The sequence below is a fragment of the Nocardia ninae NBRC 108245 genome (assembly GCF_007990755.1).
GTDB lineage: Bacteria > Actinomycetota > Actinomycetes > Mycobacteriales > Mycobacteriaceae > Nocardia > Nocardia ninae.
The window spans coordinates 1-26,291 of record NZ_BJXA01000065.1; the positions used below are offsets into that span (position 1 = coordinate 1).

Annotated in this window: 26 protein-coding genes and 1 riboswitch; of the genes, 11 read left to right on the plus strand and 15 right to left on the minus strand. The window is 68.2% G+C overall.

Features of this window, described 5'->3' with window-relative positions; all coding sequences use genetic code 11:
* Both NN4_RS33195 and NN4_RS33200 read right to left on the minus strand, forming a co-directional pair.
* Positions 1-530: biotin carboxylase N-terminal domain-containing protein (locus tag NN4_RS33195; protein ID WP_281289439.1), on the minus strand; the 530-nt coding region annotated here is incomplete at its 3' end.
* A gap of 115 nt (positions 531-645) precedes the next feature.
* Entirely contained in the window at positions 646-1,521 is an 876-nt protein-coding gene (locus NN4_RS33200; RefSeq protein WP_186818756.1) for a glycosyltransferase family 2 protein, read from the minus strand.
* Positions 1,522-1,785: 264 nt separating this feature from the next.
* Positions 1,786-1,980, plus strand: a riboswitch (cobalamin riboswitch).
* Positions 1,981-2,132: 152 nt separating this feature from the next.
* On the opposite strand from NN4_RS33200, the gene metE reads away from it, so the two are divergent.
* The 3 genes from metE to NN4_RS46690 all read left to right on the plus strand — a co-directional run bounded on the left by metE (position 2,133) and on the right by NN4_RS46690 (position 5,593).
* Positions 2,133-4,400: a 5-methyltetrahydropteroyltriglutamate--homocysteine S-methyltransferase gene (metE, locus tag NN4_RS33205; protein WP_147139663.1), complete on the plus strand. Its 2,268-nt coding sequence runs from the start codon at positions 2,133-2,135 to the stop codon at positions 4,398-4,400.
* Between the two features lie 96 nt (positions 4,401-4,496).
* A complete protein-coding gene (locus NN4_RS33210) occupies positions 4,497-5,066 on the plus strand; it encodes a TetR/AcrR family transcriptional regulator (protein ID WP_147139665.1) in 570 nt (189 codons plus the stop codon).
* Entirely contained in the window at positions 5,063-5,593 is a 531-nt protein-coding gene (locus NN4_RS46690) for a hypothetical protein (protein ID WP_147139667.1), read from the plus strand. The genes NN4_RS33210 and NN4_RS46690 overlap by 4 nt, the downstream gene beginning before the upstream one ends.
* Positions 5,594-5,915: 322 nt before the next feature.
* Here the strand turns inward: NN4_RS46690 and NN4_RS33220 are convergent, their stop codons facing one another.
* The 3 genes from NN4_RS33220 to prpB form a co-directional block, all read right to left on the minus strand.
* The gene (locus NN4_RS33220; protein WP_147139668.1) at positions 5,916-6,293 is read right to left on the minus strand and encodes a nuclear transport factor 2 family protein; all 378 of its coding nucleotides are present in this window, start codon (positions 6,291-6,293) and stop codon (positions 5,916-5,918) included.
* A 100-nt stretch (positions 6,294-6,393) separates the two neighbouring features.
* Positions 6,394-7,518, minus strand: coding sequence for a bifunctional 2-methylcitrate synthase/citrate synthase (locus NN4_RS33225; protein WP_147139670.1), 1,125 nt, complete (start codon positions 7,516-7,518; stop codon positions 6,394-6,396).
* A gap of 5 nt (positions 7,519-7,523) precedes the next feature.
* A complete protein-coding gene (prpB, locus tag NN4_RS33230; RefSeq protein WP_147139672.1) occupies positions 7,524-8,432 on the minus strand; it encodes a methylisocitrate lyase in 909 nt (302 codons plus the stop codon).
* Positions 8,433-8,458: 26 nt separating this feature from the next.
* Here prpB and NN4_RS33235 point away from each other — a divergent pair, with 26 nt between their 5' ends.
* Complete coding sequence (locus NN4_RS33235; RefSeq protein WP_147139674.1) at positions 8,459-8,632, plus strand: DUF1737 domain-containing protein; 174 nt, start codon at positions 8,459-8,461, stop codon at positions 8,630-8,632.
* A 5-nt stretch (positions 8,633-8,637) separates the two neighbouring features.
* Here NN4_RS33235 and prpD read toward each other — a convergent pair whose 3' ends face one another.
* Positions 8,638-10,161, minus strand: a complete 1,524-nt coding sequence (gene prpD / locus NN4_RS33240; RefSeq protein ID WP_147139676.1) for a 2-methylcitrate dehydratase PrpD — start codon at positions 10,159-10,161, stop codon at positions 8,638-8,640.
* Positions 10,162-10,309: 148 nt separating this feature from the next.
* Between prpD and NN4_RS33245 the strand changes: the two genes are divergently transcribed.
* Positions 10,310-11,731, plus strand: coding sequence for a short-chain fatty acyl-CoA regulator family protein (locus NN4_RS33245; protein ID WP_186818757.1), 1,422 nt, complete (start codon positions 10,310-10,312; stop codon positions 11,729-11,731).
* Here the strand turns inward: NN4_RS33245 and sigJ are convergent.
* Entirely contained in the window at positions 11,710-12,636 is a 927-nt protein-coding gene (gene sigJ, locus NN4_RS33250) for an RNA polymerase sigma factor SigJ (RefSeq protein ID WP_147139678.1), read from the minus strand. The two genes, NN4_RS33245 and sigJ, sit on opposite strands and share 22 nt — an antisense overlap.
* A 168-nt stretch (positions 12,637-12,804) precedes the next feature.
* Between sigJ and NN4_RS33255 the strand changes: the two genes are divergently transcribed.
* Together NN4_RS33255 and NN4_RS33260 are read left to right on the plus strand one after the other, a co-directional pair.
* Positions 12,805-14,256 carry an MFS transporter gene (locus NN4_RS33255; protein WP_308633343.1) on the plus strand — a complete coding sequence of 484 codons (1,452 nt, stop codon included), beginning with the start codon at positions 12,805-12,807 and terminating at the stop codon, positions 14,254-14,256.
* A 98-nt stretch (positions 14,257-14,354) separates the two neighbouring features.
* Positions 14,355-14,759, plus strand: coding sequence for a nuclear transport factor 2 family protein (locus NN4_RS33260; RefSeq protein WP_147139682.1), 405 nt, complete (start codon positions 14,355-14,357; stop codon positions 14,757-14,759).
* A 21-nt stretch (positions 14,760-14,780) separates the two neighbouring features.
* On the opposite strand, the gene recG is transcribed toward NN4_RS33260, so the two are convergent.
* A complete protein-coding gene (gene recG / locus NN4_RS33265) occupies positions 14,781-17,063 on the minus strand; it encodes an ATP-dependent DNA helicase RecG (protein WP_147139684.1) in 2,283 nt (760 codons plus the stop codon).
* Complete coding sequence (locus tag NN4_RS33270) at positions 17,064-18,890, minus strand: DAK2 domain-containing protein (protein ID WP_246181216.1); 1,827 nt, start codon at positions 18,888-18,890, stop codon at positions 17,064-17,066.
* Positions 18,891-19,184: 294 nt separating this feature from the next.
* Between NN4_RS33270 and rpmB the strand changes: the two genes are divergently transcribed.
* The 3 genes from rpmB (at position 19,185) to NN4_RS33285 (ending at position 20,795) form a co-directional block, all read left to right on the plus strand.
* Entirely contained in the window at positions 19,185-19,376 is a 192-nt protein-coding gene (rpmB, locus tag NN4_RS33275) for a 50S ribosomal protein L28 (RefSeq protein WP_011210730.1), read from the plus strand.
* A gap of 95 nt (positions 19,377-19,471) precedes the next feature.
* Positions 19,472-19,978, plus strand: a complete 507-nt coding sequence (locus NN4_RS33280; protein ID WP_147139686.1) for a GNAT family N-acetyltransferase — start codon at positions 19,472-19,474, stop codon at positions 19,976-19,978.
* Between the two features lie 37 nt (positions 19,979-20,015).
* Positions 20,016-20,795 carry an enoyl-CoA hydratase/isomerase family protein gene (locus NN4_RS33285; protein ID WP_147139687.1) on the plus strand — a complete coding sequence of 260 codons (780 nt, stop codon included), beginning with the start codon at positions 20,016-20,018 and terminating at the stop codon, positions 20,793-20,795.
* Between the two features lies 1 nt (position 20,796).
* On the opposite strand, the gene NN4_RS33290 is transcribed toward NN4_RS33285, so the two are convergent.
* From NN4_RS33290 to NN4_RS33305, 4 genes are read right to left on the minus strand one after another with little or no spacing between them, the layout of a single operon-like run.
* Positions 20,797-21,660 (minus strand): alpha/beta fold hydrolase, encoded by an 864-nt coding sequence (locus tag NN4_RS33290; RefSeq protein WP_147139689.1) that lies wholly within the window; start codon positions 21,658-21,660, stop codon positions 20,797-20,799.
* Between the two features lie 52 nt (positions 21,661-21,712).
* Complete coding sequence (locus NN4_RS33295; RefSeq protein ID WP_147139691.1) at positions 21,713-21,988, minus strand: hypothetical protein; 276 nt, start codon at positions 21,986-21,988, stop codon at positions 21,713-21,715.
* Between the two features lie 54 nt (positions 21,989-22,042).
* Complete coding sequence (locus tag NN4_RS33300; protein ID WP_107658461.1) at positions 22,043-22,726, minus strand: uracil-DNA glycosylase; 684 nt, start codon at positions 22,724-22,726, stop codon at positions 22,043-22,045.
* Positions 22,727-22,737: 11 nt separating this feature from the next.
* Positions 22,738-23,706: a thiamine-phosphate kinase gene (locus NN4_RS33305; protein WP_147139693.1), complete on the minus strand. Its 969-nt coding sequence runs from the start codon at positions 23,704-23,706 to the stop codon at positions 22,738-22,740.
* A 175-nt stretch (positions 23,707-23,881) separates the two neighbouring features.
* On the opposite strand from NN4_RS33305, the gene NN4_RS33310 reads away from it, so the two are divergent.
* The gene (locus NN4_RS33310) at positions 23,882-24,736 is read left to right on the plus strand and encodes a DUF3515 domain-containing protein (RefSeq protein ID WP_246181213.1); all 855 of its coding nucleotides are present in this window, start codon (positions 23,882-23,884) and stop codon (positions 24,734-24,736) included.
* Positions 24,737-24,776: 40 nt separating this feature from the next.
* Here the strand turns inward: NN4_RS33310 and NN4_RS33315 are convergent, their stop codons facing one another.
* Positions 24,777-25,082, minus strand: a complete 306-nt coding sequence (locus NN4_RS33315) for a DUF6191 domain-containing protein (protein WP_147139695.1) — start codon at positions 25,080-25,082, stop codon at positions 24,777-24,779.
* A gap of 57 nt (positions 25,083-25,139) precedes the next feature.
* Positions 25,140-26,138 carry a D-alanine--D-alanine ligase family protein gene (locus NN4_RS33320; RefSeq protein WP_147139697.1) on the minus strand — a complete coding sequence of 333 codons (999 nt, stop codon included), beginning with the start codon at positions 26,136-26,138 and terminating at the stop codon, positions 25,140-25,142.
* Positions 26,139-26,291 lie beyond the last annotated feature (153 nt).

The following is a 26,291-nucleotide window of genomic DNA, read 5'->3' on the forward strand; positions in this document are numbered from 1 at the left end:
AGGTGCTCGGCGTCGGCGACCCGGCGCATGCCGCGCCCGCCGCCGCCTGCTACCGCCTTGACGAAGATCGGGTAGTCCAATTCCTGTGCCGCGGCAAGCAACTCGTCCACGTCGGCGGACGGCGCGCTGGACCGCAGCACCGGCAGCCCGGCCGCCTTGGCCGCCGCGATGGCCCGCGCCTTGTTGCCCGCGAGCTCGAGCACCTCGGCGGACGGGCCGATGAAGGTGATGCCCTCGCGGGCGCAGGCCGCCGCCAGGTCCGGGTTCTCGGACAGGAAGCCGTAGCCCGGGTAGACGGCGTCGGCGCCCGCCGACTTGGCCGCGTCGACGATCGCGTCGATCGAGAGGTACGCCCGGACGGGGTGCCCCTGTTCACCGATCTGGTAGGACTCGGCCGCCTTCGTCCGATGGACCGAGTTGCGGTCCTCGTACGGGAAGACGGCCACCGTCCCAACGCCGAGCTCGTAGGCCGCGCGGAAGGCCCTGATGGCGATCTCGCCCCGATTGGCAACCAAGACTTTCGTGAACATTGGCCTAAGGTACCCGGACCCACCCGCCTCACAGACACGGAAGGGCCCTTCGCAAGCATCTTCACAACGCCGTCCGGCGGCGTTGCGAAGATGCGTTCATCCGCGCGTCACACTGTCAGATCCAGTGCATCGTCCGATGCCGGAGCCCGCCGCGGAACTGACCGACGGCGAGGCCGATCATCAGTCCGCGCTCCTCGGCAACCAATCCGCGAGTGAATGGCAGACGAATCATGCGTAACAAGACTTCGGGCAGGTGAATTTCCGGCAACCCATTGTTCGGGAATTCCGCATTCAGCCGGGCGAGGCCGATGCCCCGGCTGCGTCCCTGCCGATATCCGGGACGGAAGCCCTGCCGGTATCGATAGGCGACGAGCGCCTCCGGCAGATATCCGAGACGGTATCCCTCGCGATGAGCCCGCCAGCCGAATTCGAGATCCTCGTTCGCGGCGTAGCTGGTGTCCTGGCCGCCCAGCTTCCGATACACCTCCGCCCGGCACGCCATGCTGGTCCCGATGATCACAGGTGCATAAACGCCGGTCGGCTGGAATTTGTCGGGCGCCGGGATGTTGGCGACGTGGCGCGGATTGGCCGCGTTGAGCGAATCACCTTCGACCGCAGAGCAAATCAGGTCGTAACCCTCGTCCAGGAACTCGACCATGCGGCTGACCCAATTGGCATGCGCCTGGTCGTCGTGATCGCAGAACAACAAGATCGTGCCGGTGGCTTGCGCCGCACCGACATTACGGGCAAATGCCGCACCGGAGGTCCCCGACGCGTCTACATAACGCAGTTCGAGGCGTCCGTGCAGCGGATGAGATTCGATATGGAGTTTCACATCGATCGGGGATCCGTTGTCGGCTATGACGACATCGAATTCCCCCCTATAATCTTGACGCGTCAAGGCGCCTAGTTGGACATCGAGTAGATCCAGGCCGTCGGCCGTCCCGATGTAGGTTGGAATGACGATCGATACCGACCGTTCAGTCACCACGCGTACTCCTGCAATCGTTTCCCCACGCGGGAGCCCTCCCCCCGAGGGGACAACCTTAAACGCATTTCGGAAAGAGCGGCTACACCCGAGTTCCGTGGGCTTCCTCACAGACTTGGTCAAATGACCAAACAGTGATGGGCAAATGATCGAAGACCGCCGCTCCCCCGCCCGGCCGCCCACCACCGCGCCGCGCGCCCTATGCTCGTAGGTGCAGCTGGTTCACTGCGGCGCGTACGAGATGGAGCCCCGTCGTCGCGCAGCGGAGTCGAGTTCGACCGCCCCGAAAGGGTGGCCGGGCGAGAGGGAACCCGGTGGGAATCCGGGACTGTCCCGCAGCGGTGAGCAGGAACGACCGCCGTCACACGCACTGGGCACCATGCCCGGGAAGCGACGGCCAGTAGGTCGGCCGGAAGGCCGGTGCCTGTGAGTCCGAAGACCTGCCAGCCGTGTCGGATACGCCGTATCCGGCGGCCACCGCCTCGTGGATCTGGGCGCGCGGTTCTACCAGTACTGATATGTCGGGCTCTAGTTCTGTCGAATCTCCTGGCGTATCTCGGTAGCCGCGCAGCCCTTATGGCGTCGGCCTACGACACCAGCACTGGAGAGACAACGTGACTGTTGTAAATCAGACACCGTTCACCGCAACGGTTCTCGGGCTACCTAGGGTCGGACCGCGGCGTGAGCTCAAGCGGGCCACCGAGGCCTACTGGGCGGGCAAGATCGACGCCGGGCAGCTGCACGCCGTCGCGCGCGAACTGCGCCACGCCCAGCTCACCGAATTACAAGCGGCAGGCCTGGATTCGATCCCGGTGGGCACCTTCTCGTACTACGACCAGGTGCTCGACACCGCCCAGCTGCTCGGCGCACTGCCGCAGCGGGTCGCCGGGATCGCCGATCCGCTGGACCGGTACTTCGCCGCCGCCCGCGGCACCGACACGGTGGAACCGCTGGAGATGACCAAGTGGTTCGACACCAACTACCACTATCTGGTGCCGGAAATCGGCCAGGACACCGTGTTTTCGCTCAATCCGCAGAAGCTGCTGGACGAGGTGCGCGAGGCGGCCGAGCTCGGCGCGAACGCGCGCGCGATGGTGGTCGGGCCGATCACCTTCCTGAAGCTGGCCAAGGCCACCGGCGGTGCGCCGTTGGACCGGCTCACCGAGCTCGTCCCGCTGTATCGCGAGTTGCTCCGGCTGCTGGCCGAGGCAGGGGTCGGCTGGGTGCAGATCGATGAGCCCGCGCTGGTCACCGACCTCACCGACGACGAAATCGACCTGGTGCGTAGCACTTACACCGATCTGTCCGCGTCGTCGCAGCGCCCCGCGATCCTGGTGGCCACCTACTTCGGCCACCCCGACGCGGCACTGACCGCGCTGGCGGGCACCGACATCGAGGGCATCGCGCTCGACTTCACCGCAGGCACCGGCGTCTCTGATGTGGTGGGCGTCCCGGCCCTGGCGGGCAAGCTGCTGGTGGCCGGCGTGGTCGACGGCCGCAACGTCTGGCGGGCCGATCTCGACCAGGCACTGTCCACCCTGGGCACCCTGCTGGGCAGCGCCGCATCGGTGGCGGTCTCGACCTCGTGCTCGCTGCTGCACGTGCCGTACACGCTCGCCGCGGAGACCGGGCTGGACGATCGCCTGCGGTCCTGGCTGGCGTTCGGCACGGAGAAGGTGGCCGAGGTCCGGCTGCTGGCGACCGCGCTGACCGAGGGCACCGAGGCGATCAGCGCCGAATTGGCCGACGTGCGGGCGGCATTGGCGACGCGGCAGTCCGACCCCCGGCTCAACGACGCGCAGGTGCGGGCCAGGCTGGCGGCGCTCGGTCCGGACGCGAGCCGGCGCGCGCCCGCCGAGGAACGTCGTGCGCTGCAACAGGAACGGCTGCAACTGCCGCCGCTGCCGACCACGACCATCGGTTCGTACCCGCAGACCTCGGCGATCCGGTTGGCCAGGGCCGCGTTCCGCAAGGGCGAGATCGACGAGGCCGAGTACATCCGCCGGATGCGTGCCGAGGTCGCCGATGTCATTGCGCTGCAAGAGAAGCTGGGCCTGGACGTGCTGGTGCACGGCGAGCCGGAGCGCAACGACATGGTGCAGTACTTCGCCGAACAGCTCGACGGCTTCGCCGCCACCGAGCAGGGCTGGGTGCAGTCCTACGGTTCGCGGTGCGTGCGACCGCCGATCCTGTTCGGCGACGTGACCCGGCCTGCCCCGATGACCGTCGACTGGATCAGCTACGCACAGTCGCTCACCGACAAGCCGGTGAAGGGCATGCTCACCGGGCCGGTCACCATCCTCGCCTGGTCGTTCGTCCGCGACGACCAGCCGCTCGGCGACTCGGCGCGGCAGGTCGCGCTGGCCATCCGGGACGAGACGGTGGACCTGCAGGCCGCGGGTATCCGCATCATCCAGGTGGACGAGCCCGCGCTGCGGGAGTTGCTGCCGCTGCGCAAGATCGACCAGCAGGCCTACCTCGACTGGTCGGTGCAGGCGTTCCGGATCGCCACCTCCGGCGTCTCGGACGCCACCCAGGTGCACACCCACCTCTGCTACTCGGAGTTCGGCGAGGTGATCGACGCGATCGCCGGGCTGGACGCCGACGTGACCTCGATCGAGGCGGCGCGCTCCCGGATGGAGGTGCTCGACGACCTCAACGCGGCGGGCTTCGATCTGGGTGTCGGGCCGGGTGTGTACGACATCCACTCGCCCCGGGTGCCCAGCGTGGAGGAGATCACCACGTCCTTGCGTGCGGCACTGAAAGCCGTTCCCGCCGAACGGCTGTGGGTCAATCCGGACTGCGGGCTGAAGACCCGCGGGCAGGTCGAGGTGGAAGCGTCACTGCGGAACATGGTGGCCGCCGCGACGGCTGTGCGCTGATCGTTCTGGCATTTTGAAGTTCAGCCCCCTTCGTGTTCGCGGAGGGGGCTGAACCCGACCCTTGTTTATGACTGACTGGTCATTCATAATCGGATCATGCCGAAGAAAGTCGACCGGGTCGCGCGCCGAGCGGAGATTCTCGAGGCGGCGGTGCGCGTGTTCGCCCGCAAAGGCTTCGCCACCTCGCGCATCGAGGACGTCGCCGCCGAGGCGGGTATTGCCAAGGGCAGCGTGTATCTATACTTCGACAGCCGAGATGCGTTGCTGGCCGGGGTTTTCGACAGCTACGCCGAGAGCAGCGGGCAGGTGCTGGCCGAGCTGGGCGACGGTACCGCGCTGGATCGGCTGACCCGGCTGATCCGCGGGACGGTCGAGATGCTCGCCGCGCACCCCGACCACACGCGCGTCCTGCTGGACGTCTGGGCGTCGAACCCACCGCTCGATATGGCGACGGTGTATCGCGAATACCGCTCGGCCATCGCGGATCTGCTGCGGCAGGCACAGGCCGACGGTGAGGTGCGACCCGGCATCGACGAACGGCATGCCGCAGTCGTCGTCGGCGCCATCGAGGGCTGTCTCGTCCAGGCGTTGGTCGATCCACAGGTGTCCCTGCGCGAACTGGCCGACCCGATAGTGCAGATCTGCGTGGAAGGAATCCGTCGATGAATCTCACGGATAGATTGATCGCGCCGAATGCCACGCGCGGCGAGGTCACCATCGGGTTCGGCGCGGCATTCGGCGGTGCCGCACTAGCTTTCGGGTTGGCGCTGCACGCCGAGTTGTCCTGGCTGAGCGTCGCCGTCGTCACGCTGGTCGCGTTCGACATGTTCGGCGGCGCGGTCGTCAACGCCACCGATTCGGCGAAGCGCTGGTATCACCGCCCGGACCGAACCAGCCTGCACCACCTCGGCTTCGTCGCCATCCACGTCCAGCCGTTCCTGCTCGCCCTGGTGGTCCCCGGCTTCACCTGGCTCGCCGCCGCCACCATCTACGCCTCGGCCCTCACCGGAGCCGTCCTGGTCACGACCGCCCCGCGCGAGCTACGCCGCCCCATCGCCTTCGGCGCCACCGCCGCCGCACTCACCATCACCACCAGCATGCTCACCGTCCCGCACGTCGTGGCCTGGTTCGCTCCGCTCCTGCTGATCAAACTGCTACTCGCACATTTACTTCCGGAGAACGCCAGCCGCTGACGGTCGGTGCCTCCCACTACGGGAGGCACCGACCCACCACCTCACTCGAATTCGGTCTCCGGCCGCAGCCGCTGCCGCCGCCGTGACGTGTACCGCTCACACGGTTCCTCGGCCCGCTTGACCGGTTGCTGCCGCGACCTGGAACTCATCCCCCGCCGCCACGCCGTATGACACCCCGGACATCGGTCCATACCAACCCCTTTTCACCCGTCGTCAACCACTCCATGAATCGCCCCTAACCACCTTCGACGCGCGAACTCACCCGTCGGTTCCGGGTAGCTACCAGGAATTTTCCAGAACGGTCCGACCGGTTCGACCGGGTTCAGCCCGCCAGGTTGAAGGCGCGGTTGATGACGCCCATGTCGAAGTAGTCGCGCCAGGCGACGATGGCGTCGCCGGCTACCTCGAAGACGCCGGTGACCGGGAGGGGGATGGCTTGGCCCGCGCTGCGGAGGGTGTCGGTGCGTTCGTTCATGACCAGGTTGCCCGCGGCGATCTGGTGGTGGATCTCGAAGTCGATGGCCTCGAAGGTGGTGAGGAAGCCCGCGATGAACTCGCGGATGGCGGCGCGGCCGACCACCGGTTCCATCGGGATGTTGTGGTAGACAGCGTCTTCGGCGAAGAAGGACGCGATGCGGTCCGGATCGGGGTCGGACCAGCTGCGGCACATGTCGCGGACGAGTTCATCGGGGCTTGGCATGGGTTTGGCTCACTTTCTGATGCCGGGGGCGGCCGAACCGCGTTGTCCGCGCCGCCTCCCCGATTCAACCAAGCAAGTGCTCGGTTAGGAAGACCCTGTCTCAGTGGAGCCCGGCGAGCTCGCGTTGCGGCACCCCGACGTACTCCGAGAGCGGCCGAATCAACGCGTTCGAGGCCGCCTGCTCCGCGATATGCGCGGTCCACCCGGTGATCCGGCTCATCACGAAGATGGGCGTGAACATCGCGATATCGAAGCCCATCAGGTAGTAGGCGGGTCCCGCCGGGAAGTCGAGATTCGGCTTGATACCCGTGGCCTCGGCCATCGCCCGCTCCAGTTCGGTGTACATCCGCAACCACCGTTGCCCACCGGTCACCTCGGCGACCTCCGCCAGCGCGGCCCGCATGGTCGGCACCCTGGAGTCGCCGTTCTTGTAGACGCGATGCCCGAACCCCATCACCTTCTGCTTGCCTTCGAGCTTGGCGCGCAACCATTCCGCGGCCAGCTCGGGTTCACCGATCGCCAGCATGGCGTGCATGACGGCCTCGTTCGCGCCGCCGTGCAGCGGCCCCTTCAGCGCGCCGATGGCGGCGGTGATCGCGCTGTACATGTCCGACTGCGTCGAGGTGACCACCCGCGCCGCGAAGGTCGAGGCGTTGAAACTGTGCTCCGCGTAGAGGATCAGGGAGATCTCGAAGGCCCGGACGATGCGCGGGTCAGGCACCGCGCCGAAGCACATGTTCAGGAAGTTTTCCGCGAAACCCAGATGCGAGTGCGGCGCAATGGGATCGAGGCCGCGCCGACGGCGCATATCGGCGGCGATGATCGTCGGCAGCGCCGCGGTGAGCCGTAAAGCCTTGCCCAACAAGGCACGCGGCGCGGGGGCCGCAGCCAGCTCCTCCTCCGGATCCTCGGCCCCGAGGAAACTCACCACCGTCCGGACCACATCCATCGGATGACAGGAGGTGGGCATCTTCTCGATCAGCGACAGGATGGATCGGTCGACCCGGCGCTGCGCCCGCTCCCGCTGGCACAGCAGCGCCAGCTGGGCCGCGTCGGGCAGTTCGCCGTACCAGAGCAGGTAGGCGACCTCTTCGAAGGAGCAGTGGGCCGCGAGATCCTGCACCGCGTAGCCACGATAGGTCAGTGAGTTGGTCTCGGGCACCACCTTGGAGATGGTCGTGGTATCGACCACCACCCCGGCCAGGCCCTTCTTGATCTCGGTCATGTCGCTCACTCGCTAGGGGTGTACGTGAAGATTCCGGAATCGAAGTCGTTGTACTGCTGGTAGTTCAGGAGTTCATAGAGTCGCGATCGGTGCTGCATCACCGGGATGAGACCGGATTGGGTTCCGGTCGAGGCGATTTCGCGCAGTCCGTGTTCCACGGCGTACATGGCCAGTCGCAGCGTCGTCACCGGGTAGATGACGGCGTTGTAGCCGAGATCCGCCAGGGTCTGTGCCGAGAGCAGCTCGGATTTGCCGAACTCGGTCATGTTGGCCAGCAGCGGAACATCCACGGCGGCGCGGAATTTCGCGAACTCCGCAGCGTCGGTCAGGGCCTCGGTGAAGATGAGATCCACGCCCGCGTCGGCGTAGGCCTTGGCCCGATCGATGGCCGCGGCCAACCCCTCGGTGCCGCGGGCATCGGTCCGGGCGCAGAGCACGAAGTTCGGGTCACGCCGCGCCGACACGCCTGCGCGCAGGCGGCGGACCATCTCGGCGACGGGCACCACCGCCTTGCCGTCGAGATGACCGCAGCGTTTGGGGTTCACCTGATCTTCGAGATGACAGCCGGCCAGGCCCGCATCCTCCAGCAGGGTCACCGTGCGTGCCGCGTTCATCGGTTCGCCGAACCCGGTATCGGCATCGATCAGCACCGGCAGGTCGGTGACCCGCGCGATCTGCTGTCCCCGCGCGGTGATCTCAGTGAGCGTGGTCAGGCCGATATCGGGCAGGGCGAGCTCGGCCGACATCACCGCGCCCGAGACGTAGACCCCCTCGAAGCCGACTTCCTGAATCAGCTTGGCCACCAGCGGATTGAACGCGCCGGGCAACCGCTGGAGCTGCCCCGATGCCAACCCGGCCCGGAAGGCCACCCGCTTGTCCGCCGCACTCGTCGCGGCCGCCAGCAGTCCCGTCATCGGCGGCACCGTTCTAGGCTGACGGCATGAACGATCGTCCCCTGCGCTACCGCTTGATCACCGGCGTCGACGACGCCTCGTTCTGTGCGCGGATCAGCGGCCTGCTCGATCAGGGCTACCGGCTGCACGGCTCCCCCTCGGTGACCTTCAACGGCGTCGCGGTGATCGCCGCGCAGGCGCTGATCTGGGATGGCGAGTAGCGGCATCAGAAGATCCCTTCCGGAGTTTTGGGCGCGCGGTCCAGCACGGCGTTCGACACGGTGAACGTGAGCTGATCCAGTTCGCCCGCAGCCAGTTCCGGGGTGCGCTGGGCCGCGTCGAGGAAACGATCCTGCTCGGCCCGGTCGAGCACGCCCTCGGCGAGCGTGCGGAACTTGGCGAGGTACTGCGCCCGCGCGAACGGTCGCGCACCGAGCGGGTGCGCGTCAGCGACGGCGAGCTCGTCGACGATGGTCTCCCCGCTGTGCAGCGTCACCACCGCCCGTGCGCCGAAAGCCTTTTCGTTAGGGTCGGTGGCGTGATAGCGCCGCGTCCACTCCGGATCCTCGGTGGTGGAGATCTTGCGCCACAGCGCGACGGTGTCCGGTCGCTGCGCGCGCTCCGGCGCGTAGGACCGCTCGTGGTGCCAGGCTCCGTCCTGTAGCGCGACCGCGAAGATGTAAGGCACGGAGTGGTCCAGGGTTTCGCGGCTGGCGTGCGGGTCGAACTTCTGCGGGTCGCCCGATCCGGTGCCGATCACCACGTGCGTGTGGTGGCTGGTGTGCAGCACGATCGAGGCGATCTGGTCGAGATCGCCGATGCGCGAACGCATCCGGCGGGCCAGGTCGATCGGTGCCTGGCTCTGGTACTCGGCCGAGTGCTCCTTGGTGTAGCTGTCCAGGATCGCGCGCTTCGCCTCGCCTGGACCCGGCAGTGGCACACGATATTCCGCGTCGGCCCCGCCGAGCAGCCAGGCGATCACCCCGTCGGCGCCCTCCCAGATCGGCGACGGCGCGCCCTCGCCACGCATGGCCCGGTCCACCGCCTCGACCGCCATCTTCCCGGCGAACGCGGGCGCGTAGGCCTTCCAGCTGGAGATCTCGCCCTTGCGCGACTGCCTGGTCGCAGTGGTGGTGTGCAGCGCCTGCCCGATCGCCTGGTAGATCGTCTCGGGGTCGAGCCCGAGCAGCGTGCCGATGCCCGCGGCGGCGGACGGCCCGAGGTGCGCGACATGGTCGATCTTGTGCTCGTGCAAGCAGACTCCGCGCACCAGGTCGATCTGGATCTCGTAACCCGTTGCCAGGCCACGGATCAGGTCCGCGCCGCTGCGACCGAGATGCTGGCCCACTGCGAGGATCGGCGGGATGTTGTCGCCCGGATGCGAGTACTCCGCCGCCAGGAAGGTGTCGTGAAAGTCGAGCTCGCGCACCGCGACTCCGTTGGCCCAGGCGGCCCATTCCGGCGATACCCAGCGCTGCGCGGGCAGGCCGAACACCGTCGCGCCCGACCGACCGGCGCCGGGCCGATACGGCTGCGCGAGCGCCTGCGCCCGGGCACTGGTCACCGGACGGCGGGTCAGTGACGCGGCCGCGACCGCCGCGTTGTCGATGATCCGGTTCACGATCATCTCGGCGACCTCCGCCGGGACCTCGACCGGGTCGGCAGCTACCTCGGCGATCTTGGTAGCCAGGTGTTCCGCGCGCGGGAAATCGGCGTCGGCGGGGCGGGCGCGTACGATGTGTGTCTTCAATGCGTCCTCCAAGGGGTGGTGAAAGAACCTCTCTTCGCACGCTACGCAGCCGACATCTCGCGCAAAATACCTCGCAGCAGCATATTTCTGTGGAAAAGAAGTGTGGATATTGCGATGATTGCGAAGGCCCGGGGCTACGATCTTGCAGGTGCGGAAGATGTATGCGGGCGCCCGGCTCCGACGGTTGCGCGAAGAACGCAGACTCACCCAGGCGGCTCTCGCGAAGTCGCTGGACCTGTCGCCCAGCTATCTCAACCAGCTCGAACGCGATCAGCGACCGCTCACCATCCCGGTCCTGCTAAAACTCAACTCCACCTTCGATCTAGACGTCCAGTTCTTCGCCGCCGACTCCGACGCGCGCCTCGTCTCCGATCTGCACGAGGTGCTGATCGACGCCGCGGGTGGGCACACCGCGCCGCTGACCGAGGTGGAAGAACTCGCGACCAGGCAGCCCGAGGTCGCCAGGATCGTCGTCGCGATGCACCGCCGCCTGCGCGCCGCGACCGACCAGCTCGACCTGCTCTCCGCCCGGGTGTCCGCGCCCACCGGCGCGCCGGGCATGCCCATGCCCTACGAGGACGTCCGGGACTTCTTCTACGACCACCACAATCACATCCCGCAGCTCGATCTCGCCGCCGAGCATCTGTTCGAGCAGTCCGGCCTGACCATCGGCTCGCTGGATCGCCAGCTCGCCAGGGTGGCCGAGGAGCGGGCCGGGGTCACCGTGCTCGTGCGCGGCGACGGTGCGGATCCGTCCATCCCGAAGCGGCAATACGACCCCGACAGCCGCACACTGACTTTGGCCAGGCGACTGCGGCCGGGGCAGCGCGCCTTCCAGATCGCGACCACCCTCGGGTTCCTGCTGTACAGCACCGAGCTGGACGGCGTGCTCGCCGAAACACCCTCACTCACCGGCGAATCCCGCACGCTGGCGCGGATCGGGCTGGCCAACTACTTCGCGGGCGCACTGGTGCTGCCGTACGGCCGCTTCCTGCGCTCGGCGGAGGAACTGCACTACGACATCGACCTGCTGGCGCTGCGCTTCGAGGTCGGCTTCGAGACCATCTGCCATCGGCTCAGCACGCTGCAACGCCAAGGCCAGCGCGGGGTGCCGTTCTTCTTCGTCCGCACCGACCGCGCGGGGAATATCTCGAAACGCCAGTCCGCCACCGCCTTTCATTTCTCCCGGGTCGGCGGCAGCTGCCCGCTCTGGGTGGTGCACGAGGCGTTCGCCCATCCCGGCCGCATCCTCACCCAGGTCGCGGAGATGCCGGACGGGCGGCGCTACCTGTGGATCGCGCGCACCGCGATGACCGCGCCGCACGGATTCGGCACCGCGACAAAGAACTTCGCGATCGGCCTCGGCTGTGACATCGAATACGCCGAGCGCCTGGTCTATTCGTCCGGCCTCCAGCTCGACGACCCCGCCGTGGCAGTGCAGATCGGCGCGGGCTGCAAGGTCTGCGAGCGTCCGTCGTGCCCGCAGCGCGCCTTCCCGCACATCGGCAGCCCCCTCGCCGTCAACGAGCTCACCAGCACCGACCTGCCCTATCCGCGCGTCGGACGCTGATCACCCGCGATCCTGGCGAGCTTGTCCGGGTTGGCCACCGCGTAGATGCCGCGGATCTGCTCGGTGCCCGGATCGATGTCGAGCACGACCACCGCGAACAGCGCGTCACCGGAGAAGACCACCGCCGACGGGTCACCGTTGACCCAGCGGTGCCGGATGCGCAGGTTCGGCACATGGCCCAGCACAATCGGACTCGTGATCAGCCGGGCGACCTTGTCCATGCCGTGGATCGGGCGCAGCGCCGCCCGCTGCTTGCCGCCGCCGTCGGACCAGAACGTCACATCCGGGGCCAGCAGTTCGAGCAGGCCCGCCATATCGCCGCCGAGCTGGGCGGCCAGGAACTTCTCGGTCACCTCCCGCTGCACCCTCGGGTCGGCCTGGTGGCGCGGTCGGCGGGCATGGACGTGTTCGCGCGCCCGGTGCGCGAGTTGCCGGACGGCCGCGGCGTTTCGGCCGAGCATGTCGGCGATGTCGGCGTGCGGATAGCCGAACACGTCGTGCAGCACGAACACCGCGCGCTCGAGCGGAGTGAGCGTCTCCAGCACCACCAGCATCGCCATCGAGACGGATTCGGCGCGCAGCGCGGTCTCGGCGCTGTCCTGGGCCGTCGGTTCGTCGGAGACCAGCGGCTCGGGTAGCCACGGCCCGACGTAGGTTTCCCGCCGCCTGCTGATCGCGGCGCGCCTGGCCAGCGCGTGGTTGACCGCGATACGGACCAGATAGGCGCGCGGGTGCTCGATCTCGGGGCCGTCCGCGCGAAGGCGCGCCACCCAGGCCAGCCAGGTGTCCTGCAGCACGTCTTCGGTGTCGGCGACACTGCCGAGCATGTTGTAGACGACCGAGAACAGCAGTTCCCGGTGGTCGGCGAACACAGTGGTCGCATCCTCGTCCACGATTTCGATCATCGTCGCTCCTCGTACCGGTGTCGCTACTAGGAGCGAGACAGCAGGGTGAAAAGTGACGCCCGCGTGAGAAATGTGATCCGGCTCTCCCCATGTCACGTACCGACCTGGGCGTCGGCTCTCGGATGGCAACGGATGAAAACACGTCCGCACCCGAGAGAGGACATCGGAGTGAGTGCACTCACCGAATCACCGTCGTTCCTGGCCACCCGCCGCGGCAAACTCATGCTGACCCTGCTGTGCCTGGTCGCGTTCCTCGACTTCGTCGACGGTTCGATCGTCAATGTCGCGCTACCCACCATCCAGCACGAGCTGGGGCTGTCGGTGTCGACGCTGCAATGGATCACCAGTGGCTATCTGCTGACCTACGGCGGGTTGATGTTGCTCGGCGGGCGGCTGGCCGACCTGCTCGGTCGGCGCCGCGTGCTGATCGCCGGGACGATCCTGGTCGGCACCGCCTCGGCCATCGGTGGCCTGGCCGAGTCCAGCGAGCTGCTGATCGGCGCCCGGTTCGCCCAAGGCGTCGGCGCCGCATTGATGCTGCCCGCGGCGCTGTCGATCCTCACCACCAACTTCCGGGAAGGCACCGATCGCACCACCGCGCTGAGCGTATGGGGCGGCACCGCCGGACTCGCCTCCGCCGCAGGGGTTTTCCTCGGCGGCGTGCTGACCCAAGGCCCCGGCTGGCGCTGGGTCTTCTATGTCAACACACCTGTGTGCCTACTGGTGCTGGCCGTGGTGCCGTTCCTGGTGCCCGATGACCGGCGCAACGAGATACGTGGTGGCTTCGATGTTTTCGGGACCGCGCTGGCGACCGGCGGTCTGATGCTGCTGGTCTACGGCTTGGTGCAGGCGCCGCAGCACGGGTGGGGCGATGTGCGGACGATACTGCAACTCGGCGTGGCGGTCGCGCTGCTCGCCGGCTTCGTGCTCAATGAGCAACGGACCGCGGATCCGCTTGTGCCGCTGTCGATCTTCCGGGTCAAAGGCCTCGCGGCAGCCAACCTGACCCACCTCACCCTGGCCGCGGGCATGCTCGCGATGTTCTTCTTCGTCACGCTCTACATGCAGGAAGTGCTGGGCTACGGGGAGTTCCAGGCGGGCAGCGCCTACCTGCCGATCAGCCTCACCATCGGTGCTGCCGCCGGCGTGACCGCGAAGTTCATCGCCAGGACCGGGACTCGGCCGCTCATCGTCGCCGGGTCGGTGATCTCCGGGCTAGGGCTGATCTGGCTATCGCGCATCCCCACCGACGGTTCGTACCTGGTCGACCTGCTGCCCCCGATGGTGGTCATGTCCGTCGGCCTCGGTGTGGTGTTCGTCGCGAACACCACCGCCGCCAACGCGGGCGTGCCCGCCGAGCAAGCCGGACTCGCCGCCGCACTGCTCAATACGGGCCAGCAGATCGGCGGCGCGCTCGGTTTGGCCGTGCTGACCGCGGTCGCAACCTCCCACACCACGAGCCAGCTGACCGCGGGCGACGCGCCGCTGGAAGCGATGACCTCCGGCTTCCAGCTCGCACTGCTGATCGGCGGGTTCATCACGCTCAGCGCCGCGTTCATCGGGTTGCGGACCGTCAACTCGCGTGGCGAGGAAGCCGCGGCGATACCTGTCGCCGCTTAGCGTGACTGCAGGCCGGGTAGCGGCAGTGTCGGTACCCGGCCCGCAGGTGTTCCATTCGTCCAAGCCCGTAGCCCGAGGTCAGGTCTACCGTGCGAAGCATGGCAACGACACGTTCTTCCGCCGCTGACGGCTCGATCGACGTCCTGTTGGTAGGCCTGCTCGACCAGTGGATGGCCGCGATCGTCGCCAACGATGCGGTCAGGATCGCCGACTACATGACCGACGACTGGACCATGGTCTCCGAGAACGGGATCACCTCGGCCGCGGAATTCCTCGCGTTCGTCCAGTCCGGTGCCCTGACCCATTCGGCGATGCAGCGCGTGGGCGAGGCCTCGATCAAGCACTACGGGCACGTCGCGGTGCTGACGGTGCGGGCCACCAATACCGCCCACTACCAAGGCGATCGGTTCGAAGCCGACGAGTGGACGACGGACGTCTTCGTCGAGACCGAGCAGGGGTGGCGCTGCTCGCTCACCCAGATCACCGCCGTCGCGGCGCAGTGATTCCCGTTGTCGGCCAGCCGATTACGACTTGGCCAGGTACTCCAAGCGTTCGGCGTCGACCGCCGCGTGCATCATGCTGGCCAAACCCGGATGCTTCTTCAGGCCCGGGTCGGCCTCGACTACCTCGCGGGCGAGATCCTGTGCGGCGGTGATGACTTCGAGGTCGTCGAGCAGCGAGAGCAGGCGCAGCGAGCGAGCGGTGCCGGACTGGGCCGAGCCGAGCACGTCGCCCTCGCGGCGGGTGCGCAGGTCGAGCACGGCGAGTTCGAAGCCGTCGGTGGTGGCGGCGACAGCGTCCAGTCGCGCCATGGCCGAGCCGTTGGGCGCGGAATCGGTGACCAGCAGGCACAACCCGGGATGCTTGCCTCGCCCGATGCGGCCGCGCAGCTGATGCAGCTGGCTGACGCCGAAGCGGTCCGCGTCCACGATCACCATGACGGTCGCGTTCGGCACGTCCACACCGACCTCGACGACGGTCGTGCAGACGAGCACGTCAACGGAGCCGTCGTTGAAAGCGCGCATCACCTGGTCTTTTTCGTCCGCGGGCAGGCGGCCGTGCAGCAGGCCGACGCGCAGCTCGGCCAGCGGACCGGTGCGCAACATCTCGAAGACGTCCAGCGCCGCCTGCGTGGTCGGGCCTTCCTTTTCCGGCTCCGCCGCCTTCTTGCCGTTGCGGGACTTGCCGGAGCCTTCCGCCTCGTCGTCGCCGATGCGTGAGCACACCACATAGGCCTGCCGACCGGCCTTGACCTCCTCGACGATGCGCTCCCAGGCGCGGTCGACCCAGTTCGGATGTTGCCTGCGCGGAACAACTTTGGAGGTGATCGGCGAACGACCCCGCGGCAGTTCGGTGAGCGTCGAGGTCTCCAGGTCGCCGAGGGTGGTCATCGCGATGGTGCGCGGGATCGGCGTCGCGGTCATCACCAGCAGGTGCGGGCTGGCACCGGATTTCGCCTTGGCGCGCAACGCATCCCGCTGTTCGACGCCGAAGCGGTGCTGTTCGTCGACGACCACCATGCCGAGGTCGAAGAATTCGACGTTGTCCTGGATCAGCGCGTGCGTGCCGATCACGATGCCCGCCTCGCCGGTCATCGCCGCCAGCAGCGCGGCCTTCTTCGTCGCGGTCGACATCGAGCCGGTGACCAGCACCACCTTGGTCGACTTCTCGCCCGCGCCGAGCTCACCGGCGTTACCGAGATCGCCGAGCATTGCGCGCAGGGACCGATAGTGCTGGGCGGCAAGCACTTCCGTGGGCGCGAGCAACGCGCACTGCTGGCCCGCGTCGACGATCTGCAGCATCGCCTCCAACGCGACGATCGTCTTACCCGAGCCGACCTCGCCCTGCAGCAATCGGTGCATCGGATGGCTGCGCGACATGTCCGCGGAGATCTCCGAGACCACCTTTTTCTGGCCCTCGGTCAGCTCGAACGGCAGCCGCTTCTCGAACTCGGCGGCGATGCCGTCGGCGCGCGGCGGACACGGGCGCGCGGCCCGGCCGGACACCTCGTGGCGGCGTTCGGCGAGCACCAACTGCAAGGCCAGCGCCTCGTCGAAACGCAGCCGCTCCTGTGCCTGGTCGATATCGGTCTTGCGCTCCGGCAGGTGGATCAGGCGCAGCGCGTCCGAGATCTTCATCAGTGAACGCTCGTTCCTGATGTCGTCGGGCAGCGGATCATCGATGGGATCGAGCTGATCGAGTACCTGCCGGACGCAGGCCAGCACGTCCCAGCTCTGCACCTTCGCGGTGGCCGGGTACACCGGGATGAACTCACGCTCCATGAACGAGGTGTCCACGCCCTCAGCGCCTTTCGCGCTCTGCGCGAGGCCGCGCAGGTCACCGCCGCCGCGCACGGTCTTCACCGCGCCCACCGACTCGTCGTCGGTTTCGGGCAGGATCAGGTAGCCCGGATGACTCAGGTTCCACTGGCCGGGCCGCCAGTAGTTCACCGTGCCCGACATCATGGCGCGAAGCCCTTCGCGGACAACGTATTTCACCTTGTCGCCGTTGAAGAAGGTGACGTCGACGCCGCGGCCGGTGCCGGAACCGGTGTCCAGCACCACCTTCAGCAGCGAACCGCGGCGGTTGCGCATCGGCCGCAGCTCGGCCTTGGTGATCCGGCCGATCACGGTGATGTGCGTACCGTCTTCGGGCTCTTCCTCGGTCAGCGGCTGACCCTGGGTGGCGTAGCGCAGCGGGTAGTGCCGGAGCAGGTCCTCCACCGTGTGCATGTCGAACGCGTCGACCAGCGAACCCGCCGCCTTCACGCCGAGGACATGGTCGAGCCGATCACTCAGGGTCGCCATCTACTCCACTCCGATCTGCACCAGATCCCCGTGCTGCCCACCGGAATACACGGTGACCTCCACGCCGGGAAAGCTTTCGCCGATGTGTGCGGCGAGTTCGCCGGCGAGACCGTCCGGTGCCGCCGCGCCCATCAACAGGGTGACCAGTTCGCCGCCGAAGGCGAGCATTCGGTCCAGCAGGGTCAGGCCCGCCGCGCGCACATCGTGGTCGATCACCACCACGTCGTGGCCGACCAAGCCGAGCCCGTCGCCCGCTTCGCAGGTGCCCACCATGGTGAGCGCCCGTTCCTGCGCCGCGCGCAGCGACCCCCACCTGGTGGTCGCGGCCGCCTCGGACATGGCGAAGGCGTCGTCGACGGCGATCCGGCCGCGGTCGTGCACGGCCAGCGCCGCGAGGCCCTGCACCATGGACGCGCTCGGCAGCAGCAACACGTCACGGTGCACGTCACGGGCGGCGACACCGACCGCGACCAGGTCGTGGGCGGGTAGCGCGCCGTTGGGCAGCACGAGCACCTCACGGTTCGGCATTGCCCGGATCGCGTCGAGCAGGGCCGCGGCCGTCACCGCGCCGTCGCCCGCCAGCACCACCGCGCCGGCGTCCTCGAACAGCTCGGCCGCGCCGACACCGGCCGCGACGGCCAGGATGCCGCGGTCGGCGGGGCCGTCGGTCTCCTTGGCGGAGTCCATCGTGGTGTGGGTGACCAGGTGGCCGGGGGTCATGTCGTGTTTGGCGGGCGCGAAGCTCTCGATGCGGATGCCGCTGAGCTTCCCGGCGGCGATGCCCGCTTCCACGGCGGCACCCGCGTCGGCGCAGTGCACGTGGGCGGACCAGGAACTGTCACCGTCGCCGACGACCACCACCGAGTCGCCGAGCTCGGTGAGGCGGGCGCGCAGTTCGGCCAGCTGATCCTGGTCGGTGTCGGCCAGCAGGTACATCACCTCGTATTGCGGTGCGGGCGAGCCGGTTACCTCAGCGCTTTCGGCAACGTGCGCCGGGACGGGGTCGCGCGGGGTGTACTCCGGCCGGGTCGGGAACTCGCCGAGGGTGACCGAGACGAGGCAGTCCAGCAGCACCACCAGCCCGCGCGCGCCCGCATCGACGACGCCCGCCTCGCGCAGCACGCCGAGCTGGGACGGGGTGTCGCCGAGCGCCTTGGCAGCACCGTCGGCCGCCGCCAACGCCACCTCCGCGAGTGAGGTGTCCGGGCAGTCGGCGGCGCTGGCGGCCGCGTAGTCGAGGACCGTGAGGATGGTGCCTTCGATCGGTTCGCTCAGCGCTTCGCGGACCAGGGCCGAGCCGCGGCGCAGAGCATCGCGCAGGGTTTCGGCGGTCAGCGGCTCGTGCCGGACCGCCTCGGCGATACCGCGCAAGACCTGCGAAAGGATGATGCCCGAGTTGCCGCGGGCACCGAGCGTCGCGCCGCGCGCCATCGCGGCGGCGACTTCGTGCGTCGACATTCCGCGTTCTTGGGCCGCAGCGTCGACATCATCCGCCGACATTGCGGCGAATCCGTCAGCAGCGGGCATCGCAGCGTCGACATCGCGTGCCGGGCTCGCAGCGTCGACATCGCGTGCCGGGCTCGCGGTGCCGCCATCGTGCGCCGAGCTCGCGGCGGCCGGAGCGTTCGCGACTGCCGCATCTCTCGCGGCGACTGTCGCGGAAGCTTTCGCAGCCGCATCCATCGCGGCGCGCATCGTGGCGAGCAGGTTGGTGCCGGTGTCGGCGTCCGGGATGGGGAAGACATTGAGGGCGTTGATCTCCTCGCGGCGATTTTCCAGGCCGTCGAGGCAGGCGCGGCCCCAGCGCAGCAACGCCGTGCCGTCCATCACATCCCGCGCTCCGGGCACCGTCTCCCCTTCTTTGTCAGACCTGCACCGCCCGCAAGGTTAGCGGGCGATACCGACATACTGGTGGTACCCACCTCGTGTTCCGGCAACGTCGGAAAGCGACCCGGTTTGGTGGATCGGGGGCCGTCCCGCTACCCTTGCAGGGTTGCCTCGCGTGGCCGTTGCCGGTTTGCGCTGGCCGATGTCAGTCGGCAGGGGTACGTCAATACATTGTTTCCGGACATGCTGCCCGCGGGCGGCGGTCCTCCACATGACATGAAGGAGTTCGCGACTATGGCTGCCGTCTGCGACGTCTGCGCCAAGGGCCCCGGCTTCGGGAAGTCGGTCTCGCACTCGCACCGGCGCACCAACCGTCGCTGGAACCCGAACATCCAGACCGTTCGCGCCCAGGTTGCGCCGGGTAACACCCGTCGCATGAACGTGTGCACCTCCTGCCTGAAGGCAGGCAAGGTCGTTCGCGGCTGATTCAGCCTCGGCTGAACCGGTAAGAGACCGACGCACGCCCCGGCACCCTCACGGGTGGTCCGGGGCGTAGTCATCGATGGGTGAAAATGTCGGGTATGACCGACCCCGAGTGGCGCATCCTGCCGCTCGCCGCCGAGCACACCTACCGCCTGGCCGAATGCCACATCGCCTGCTGGCGGGAGGCGTATCCCGGCCTGGTGCCGGCGCATGTGCTCGACGCGTTCGATGTCGAGCGCCGCGCCGAGCAGTGGGAGCGGCAACGGGTCACCTACCCCGGACGTACGCGGGTGGCGCTCGTCGATGATCGAGTGATCGGCTTCGTGACGGCGGGCGAAAGTCTCGACGATCCGCCGGTGACCCCGCTCCAGCTGAACGCACTGTACGTCCGAGCGTCCTGGTACGGCACCGGCGTCGCGCACGATCTGCTGCGCGCCGCGGTCGACCCCGCAGCGGCCTGCTCGCTGTGGGTCTTCGAGGAGAACCCGCGCGCTCAGTCCTTCTACCGCAAACACGGTTTCGCGCTGGACGGCACCCGCCGGGTCGAAGCATTCACGCCTGCCATCGAGGTCCGAATGGTCCGCCCGTCCGGCGCCGAGCAGTGAGACAGCCCACTCGCGCGCACGCGATAAGGTGCTGACCATGACCTCCACCGAGCAAGCCGGGTACGTGAGCACCGCCGACGGCGTTCTGCAGATCACCATCGCGACCGCGGCCAACGGTACGTCCATGGACTTCGGCGGAATCGTCGCGGGCACGGCCGCCCTGCGGTCGCTCGGCAGCGACGTCGGCGCCGTCCTGTTGACCGGCACGGGCGCCAACTTCTGCGCGGGCGGCAACGTGCGCGGCTTCGCGGCAGCGACCGACCGGGCCGCCCACATCTACGGTCTGGCAACGGATCTGCACCATTTCGTGCGCGCGCTCGACGCGACGACGGTGCCGGTGGTCGTCGGCGTGCACGGCTGGGCCGCGGGTGCGGGCATGAGCCTGGTCTGCGCCGCCGACATCGCGCTCGGCGGGCCGAGCACCAAGCTGCGCCCGGCCTACCCCGGCATCGGCCTGAGCCCCGACGGCGGCATGTCGTGGACGCTGCCGCGCATCGTCGGACTGGGCCGGGCCCGCGAAATCCTGCTCACCGACGCGGTTTTGGACGCCGACGAAGCGGTGCGGCTCGGCATCCTCAGCAGGCTGGTCGCCGACGACGAAGTACAGGTCGAGGCGCTGAAACTGGCCCGAACCCTCGCCGCCGGACCACGATCCACCTACGCGAGCATCAAAACCCTGCTGGCACAGTCCACTTCATCAGCCCTGAGCGACCAGCTGGATCGCGAGCGTGATGCGATCGCCGCCGCAGCCAACGGCGCGACCGGTCGCGAAGGGGTCGACGCGTTCGTGGCGAAGCGAAAGCCCAACTACAGCTAGCTCACTCGCCGGTCTGCAAGACGAACTTGGCGACCGCGTCGGTGAAGGAGTCGTTGTCGTCACCGGCCGCGGTGTGGGCCGCGCCGCCGATCTCGACCAGCTGCGCGTGCGGCACCAGCTCCTGAAACGCCGCTGCGCCTTCGGGACTCACCACATCCGACTGCATGCCGCGCACCAGCAGCACCGGAATCGTCAGCTTGCGTGCGGCGGCTTCCAGCTGGTCGGTCATCTCCGACGGATCCTCGACGCGCTGCGACAGCATGTCCGGATCCCAGTGCCAGTACCAGCGGCCGTCGCGCCGGCGCAGATTGCGCAGCAGGCCGTCGGTGTTCTTCGGGCGCGGCCGGTGCGGCAGGTACTCGGCGACGGCGTCGGCCACCTGCTCGAGGCTGTCGAATCCGTTGCGGTGCTTGCCCAGAAAGTCGATCACCCGCGCGACACCGGCCTGCTCCGGTCTGGTCACGATGTCGACGAGCACCAGCGCGCTGATCGCCGTGCCCGCGGGTTCGGCGGTGGCGAGCAGACCGGTGATGCCGCCCATGCTCGCCCCCACCACCACGGCGGGCGCACCGAGTTGTTCGAGCACGAGCAGCAGGTCGGAAACCATGGTGTCGCGGCGGTAGTCGGCGGCGTCGGACCACGCGCTGTCGCCGTGGCCGCGCGCGTCCAGCGTGACCACACGCATGCCCGCCGCACCCAGCTTCGCGCCGGTCTGTTTCCACGAGTGCCTGGTCTGCCCGCCGCCATGCAGAAAGACGACGAGCGGACCGTCGGCCGGGCCGAACTGGTCCGCGACCAACTCGATCCCACCCGAGCCGCGCAGCCGCAGCAGTGCGGGCTCGAGAAGTTTGTTCGCTTTACTCACGAATCGAGGATCGCATAGAACCGGTTACGGTTCGCGGGCGAGCCTCGCTAACTCAGCAGTCCCACTTGCCCGACGCGCTCAGCGTGCGCTGCAGCAGGCAGGCGACCTTGGCGTTGACCGAGGAGGAGATGGTGGAGGAGCCGTTGGAGGTGAATTCCTCGCCGATCTGCGTCGAGGCGGTGTCCGCGGGGGCAGACGTGGTCTCGGTGGCCTGCTCCAGCGGCAGGCCCGCCGCACTCGCGGTCGCGGCGCCACCCGCGAGGGCGGCACAGATGGCCAGGGTGGCGGTGGTGCCGCGCAGTGCGCCGCGAACGGTGGTGTTGGGCATGGAAAAGCTCCTCACTCGAATTTCAATCTAGGTAGATCACACACAGACGCCTGCTCAAGGCAGGCGCCAGTCAACGGGTTCGGCACCCAGTTCGTCGAGTAGTTCGTTCACTCGGGAGAACGGGCGCGAACCGAAGAAGCCACGCGAGGCCGACAGCGGCGACGGGTGCGCGGACTCGATGTAGGGCACCTCGGCCCCGACCAGGGTCGGCTTGAGCGTCGCCGCGTCGCGACCCCAGAGGATGGCGACCAGCGGCTCGTCGCGGGCGACCAGCGCGCGAATCGCCTGCTCGGTCACCGCCTCCCAGCCCTTGCCGCGATGCGAGGCGGGCTGGCCGGGGGTCACCGTGAGCACCCTGTTCAGCATCAGCACGCCCTGGTCGGACCAGGGACTCAGGTCACCGCAGGACGGCGTCGGGTGGCCGAGGTCCTTGGTGTACTCGGCGAAGATGTTGGCCAGGCTGCGCGGGACCGGCGAAACATCCGGTGCCACAGAGAAACTCAGGCCCATCGCATGACCGGGCGTCGGGTACGGGTCCTGGCCGACGACGAGCACGCGCACCGCCTCGAACGGACGTTGGAAGGCGCGCAGCACATTCTCACCGGACGGTAGGTAGCCGCGGCCCGCCGCGTTCTCTTCGCGCAGAAACTCGCCCATGGCGGAAATCCGATCCGCCACCGATTCGAGTGCCTTCGCCCATCCCGGATCCATGATTTCCGACAGTGGTTTCGCGCCCATGACCGCACAACTTATCGTGGTTCGCTCCCGGACGCCGAGTCCGCCCCACTGAACGATTCCCACCCGGCACTGCCAGCGGGGGGCACACCGTCGACCGTGACGCCGTGACCGGCCGACACTCGGCCGATCGGCACCCATCCGGCGGGCAGCTCCGCCCCGGCCGACCAGGTGCCGACGAACGCGTGGTCCTCGCCGCCGGACAGAATCCATTGCGCCGCATCGGCATCCAGGCGTGCGGCGAGGTGTTCGAGTGCGGGGTCGTGCAATGCGGACGAATCGAGGTCGATGGCGACGCCGGATGCGGTGGCGATATGGCCGAGATCGGCGAGTAGGCCGTCGGATACGTCGGTGAGTGAGTTCAAGCTGTCACTGAGCGTTTCGAGCACCGCCGCATAGGGCGGCTGCGGGACACGATGTGCGGCAAGCGCTTCAGCGAAGTCGTCGGCTTCGGCACCGGCCGTCAGCATCGCAAGGCCGGCGGCCGACCAACCGAGACGGCCCGCGACGGCGACCGTGTCGCCCACGCGCGCACCAGCTCTCGTGACGGGCGCTCGGCCACGCAGGTCACCGAACGCGGTCACCGAGATGACCAGATCGCGGCTGCGGACCAGGTCACCGCCCGTGATCGACGCACCCGCACGGGTCGCCTCCGCCCACATCCCCTCGGTCAGGCCGTCGATCACGTCCAGCGCTGTGTCGGCCGGGCAGCCGAGGGCCACCACGAACGCGCTCGGCCACGCACCCATCGCGACCACGTCCGCCGCGTTCTGCGCGACCGCCTTGCGGCCGATATCCACCGGACTCGACCAGTCGAGCCGGAAATGCCGGTCCTGCACGAGCATGTCGGTGGTGACCACGAACCGGCCGTCGGGCGCGGCCACCATCGCGGCATCGTCACCGGGCCCGAGCAGCACCCCCGGCGCCTGCACCCGGCCGCGGTTGATCCGCTCGATCAGCGCGAACTCCCCCAGTTCACGCACCGTCCTCGGTCCCGTGTGCTCGCTGATGACCGGTCCTTTCAGACGCGCTGCCGACTGGAATCGACCCGAAGGTACCCTTTTCAGGGCAATCGACTACTACCGGGCCGGTCACCGCGCCGCCGCACCTCCCGCGGCCCCGACCACCCATTCAGTGCGACAGGAAGGATCGGTGAGCATGGCGGCGGAATCGTCGGACCGCGATTCGGCGAAGGAGACGGTGAGGAAGAAGCCTGCCGACGGCACCGACCCTGCTGCGAACCCGCCGGGAACCACCTATGCCGAGCCTGCTGCCACGTCGGACGCCACCGCCACTGAGCCCGCGGCCACAGCGGAAGCCGCCACCATGCCCGCCGATAGCGCGCTAGGGACAACTGCCGCTGAGTCTGCTGCCACAGCGGGGACGGATGCCACCACGGCGGCCGCCGCCGATACACGGGACGCCGAGCCCGCCGCTGCGGAACCTGATGGCAGCACCGCCGACTCGTCCGCGAGCGCCCGCCAGTACTCCCCCGCCCTCATCGCCACCGCCGTGGCCTTGCCGGTCGTCCTGGTGGTCGGCGTCCTGGTGGCCGCGATCCTCGCCCGCCGCGCCCCCGTCGAACGCGAACCGCTGGTCCTCGGCCCGGTCCCCGCACCCGCCGCCACCGGCCCCGCCTGCACCACCCTGCTCCCCACCCTGCCCACCGAACTCGGCGACTTCACCAAATCCACCCTCGTGGAACCCTCCCCGCCGGCCACCCGAGCCTGGCAGCGCACCGACGGCGGCGACCCGATCGTGCTGCGCTGCGGCCTGGACCGCCCCCTCGAATTCAACCGCGCCTCGGCCCTGCAGATCGTGAACAACGTCCAGTGGTTCGAGGCCCGCGACCAAACCGCCAAGGCGAGCACCTGGTTCGCGGTCGACCGCGAAACCTACATTGCCCTCACCATTCCCGACGGCTCCGGCCCCACCCCCCTCCAAGCGGTCTCCGACACCATCACCGCCAACCTCCCCGCCACCCCCCTAGACCCAGGCCCCCTCCCCAACTGACCCAACGGGACATGCCAGCGCCCGCACTACGCCCCGTTGATCAGTCGCGAACCACCGGATTCAGAGTGGCTTTCCCGCTGGAGAGGTCGAGGGCGACGGCGCCGGGCGCCCCGTCCCCGGGGTTCTCCCGATGCATCAACGTCGACTGAACCTGCTCGAACTCATGCTGCTTACCCGCCGCGAACACCGCATCGAACTGCTCGAACCCCACCGCCGAAACCGGCCGCCCATCGCTGCGCATCCACGGCACCAACGTCTTCCCGGTCACCTTCCGCCACGTCACCTCAGCGAAAGACAGCGCAATCAACAGCAGCGCCAGTCCGGGAATAGTCGTCGCCACGAGCATATTTCGAGAATACGCACGCACCGGTGCTAGCGAAGTCCGCAGGCGAGAGCCCGCTGATCAGAGCTTGGTCAGCGCGTTCTCGCAGATCTTCTCGCACAGTTCGGCGAAGCCGATGCCGACAACCGCAGCCGACTGCGGGAGCAGGCTGGTCGCGGTCATCCCCGGCAGAGTGTTCGCCTCGAGGCACCACATGCGGCCTTCGCTGTCCACCCGGAAGTCGACGCGGCTGTAGTTGCCCAGCTTGAGCGCGTTGTGCGCCTGCACCGCAAGGCTGCGCATCTCATCGGCTTGCGCATCGGAGATCTGGGCCGGGAAGATTTCCACCGCGCCGTCGACCTGGTATTTGTTGCGGTAGTCGAAGATCTCGCTGCCCTGCGGAATGATCTCGCCCACCGCGAGCGCTTCGCCACCGAGCACCCCGATGACGAATTCGCGTCCGGGAACGAACTTCTCGACCATCACCTCTTCATCGTGCAGGCGGGCTACCCGCACGGCGTCGGCGAACAGCGCAGGATCCTTGACGACCGTCAGTCCAACCGTGGAACCCTGCTTGTTCGGCTTCACGACCACCGGACAGCCGAGCTGATCATCGAACTCCGCCTCGGGGCCGACCATGTACCAGTCCGGCGTCGGCACACCCGCGAGCCGGAACAGCCGCTTGGAGACGTCCTTGTCCATCGCCACCGCGCTGGCCAGCACGCCGCTGCCGGTGTAGGGCACGCCCGCCAGATCGAGCAGGCCTTGGATCGTGCCGTTTTCACCGGTGCCGCCGTGCAGCGCGAGGAACACGACGTCGACGGAGCGCAAGCCACCCGGTTCGCTGAGCAGCTGCATGGTGACATCTTCACCGGGAATGATGCTGAGATCCGGCGGCTCGACGGGCACCGTGGCCTCCATGAGCCGGTCCTCGTCGCTCGGCTTCAGCTTGCCCGCCGTGGTGTCGAAGGCCGAAACGTCGTGGCCGCGGTCGCGTAGCGCACGGAATACCTGACCCGCCGTCGCGATCGAGACATCCCGCTCACTGTTCGTCCCGCCAAACAGCACCGCTACCCGCATGTGTTTCCGCCTTGATCCGCGCTCGGTTTCAGCCTGCATCGACAACCGAGCAGGCTACACGGGCGCGCCGCGTCCACGGCAAACGTGGTGCGCGCCCGTCATAACACCGTACGGCCAACACTCACCAGCGGAAGACGATGCCCGACCCGGGCC

What these genes read in the sequence shown, in the direction of transcription:
- prpB (WP_147139672.1), bottom strand. Translation starts at nt 8,432, where the DNA reads ATGACGGGACTGCTGGCGGCCGCGACGAGTGCGGCGGACAAGCGGGTG.
- NN4_RS33235 (WP_147139674.1), top strand. Translation starts at nt 8,459, where the DNA reads ATGAACGATCGTCCCCTGCGCTACCGCTTGATCACCGGCGTCGACGAC.
- NN4_RS33225 (WP_147139670.1), bottom strand. Translation starts at nt 7,518, where the DNA reads ATGACCGAGATCAAGAAGGGCCTGGCCGGGGTGGTGGTCGATACCACG.
- NN4_RS33280 (WP_147139686.1), top strand. Translation starts at nt 19,472, where the DNA reads ATGACCGACCCCGAGTGGCGCATCCTGCCGCTCGCCGCCGAGCACACC.
- NN4_RS46690 (WP_147139667.1), top strand. Translation starts at nt 5,063, where the DNA reads ATGAATCTCACGGATAGATTGATCGCGCCGAATGCCACGCGCGGCGAG.
- NN4_RS33310 (WP_246181213.1), top strand. Translation starts at nt 23,882, where the DNA reads ATGGCGGCGGAATCGTCGGACCGCGATTCGGCGAAGGAGACGGTGAGG.
- recG (WP_147139684.1), bottom strand. Translation starts at nt 17,063, where the DNA reads ATGGCGACCCTGAGTGATCGGCTCGACCATGTCCTCGGCGTGAAGGCG.
- NN4_RS33210 (WP_147139665.1), top strand. Translation starts at nt 4,497, where the DNA reads ATGCCGAAGAAAGTCGACCGGGTCGCGCGCCGAGCGGAGATTCTCGAG.
- NN4_RS33220 (WP_147139668.1), bottom strand. Translation starts at nt 6,293, where the DNA reads ATGCCAAGCCCCGATGAACTCGTCCGCGACATGTGCCGCAGCTGGTCC.
- sigJ (WP_147139678.1), bottom strand. Translation starts at nt 12,636, where the DNA reads ATGATCGAAATCGTGGACGAGGATGCGACCACTGTGTTCGCCGACCAC.
- NN4_RS33260 (WP_147139682.1), top strand. Translation starts at nt 14,355, where the DNA reads ATGGCAACGACACGTTCTTCCGCCGCTGACGGCTCGATCGACGTCCTG.
- NN4_RS33270 (WP_246181216.1), bottom strand. Translation starts at nt 18,890, where the DNA reads ATGGACGGCACGGCGTTGCTGCGCTGGGGCCGCGCCTGCCTCGACGGC.
- NN4_RS33320 (WP_147139697.1), bottom strand. Translation starts at nt 26,138, where the DNA reads ATGCGGGTAGCGGTGCTGTTTGGCGGGACGAACAGTGAGCGGGATGTC.
- NN4_RS33300 (WP_107658461.1), bottom strand. Translation starts at nt 22,726, where the DNA reads ATGGGCGCGAAACCACTGTCGGAAATCATGGATCCGGGATGGGCGAAG.
- NN4_RS33295 (WP_147139691.1), bottom strand. Translation starts at nt 21,988, where the DNA reads ATGCCCAACACCACCGTTCGCGGCGCACTGCGCGGCACCACCGCCACC.
- NN4_RS33315 (WP_147139695.1), bottom strand. Translation starts at nt 25,082, where the DNA reads ATGCTCGTGGCGACGACTATTCCCGGACTGGCGCTGCTGTTGATTGCG.
- rpmB (WP_011210730.1), top strand. Translation starts at nt 19,185, where the DNA reads ATGGCTGCCGTCTGCGACGTCTGCGCCAAGGGCCCCGGCTTCGGGAAG.
- NN4_RS33285 (WP_147139687.1), top strand. Translation starts at nt 20,016, where the DNA reads ATGACCTCCACCGAGCAAGCCGGGTACGTGAGCACCGCCGACGGCGTT.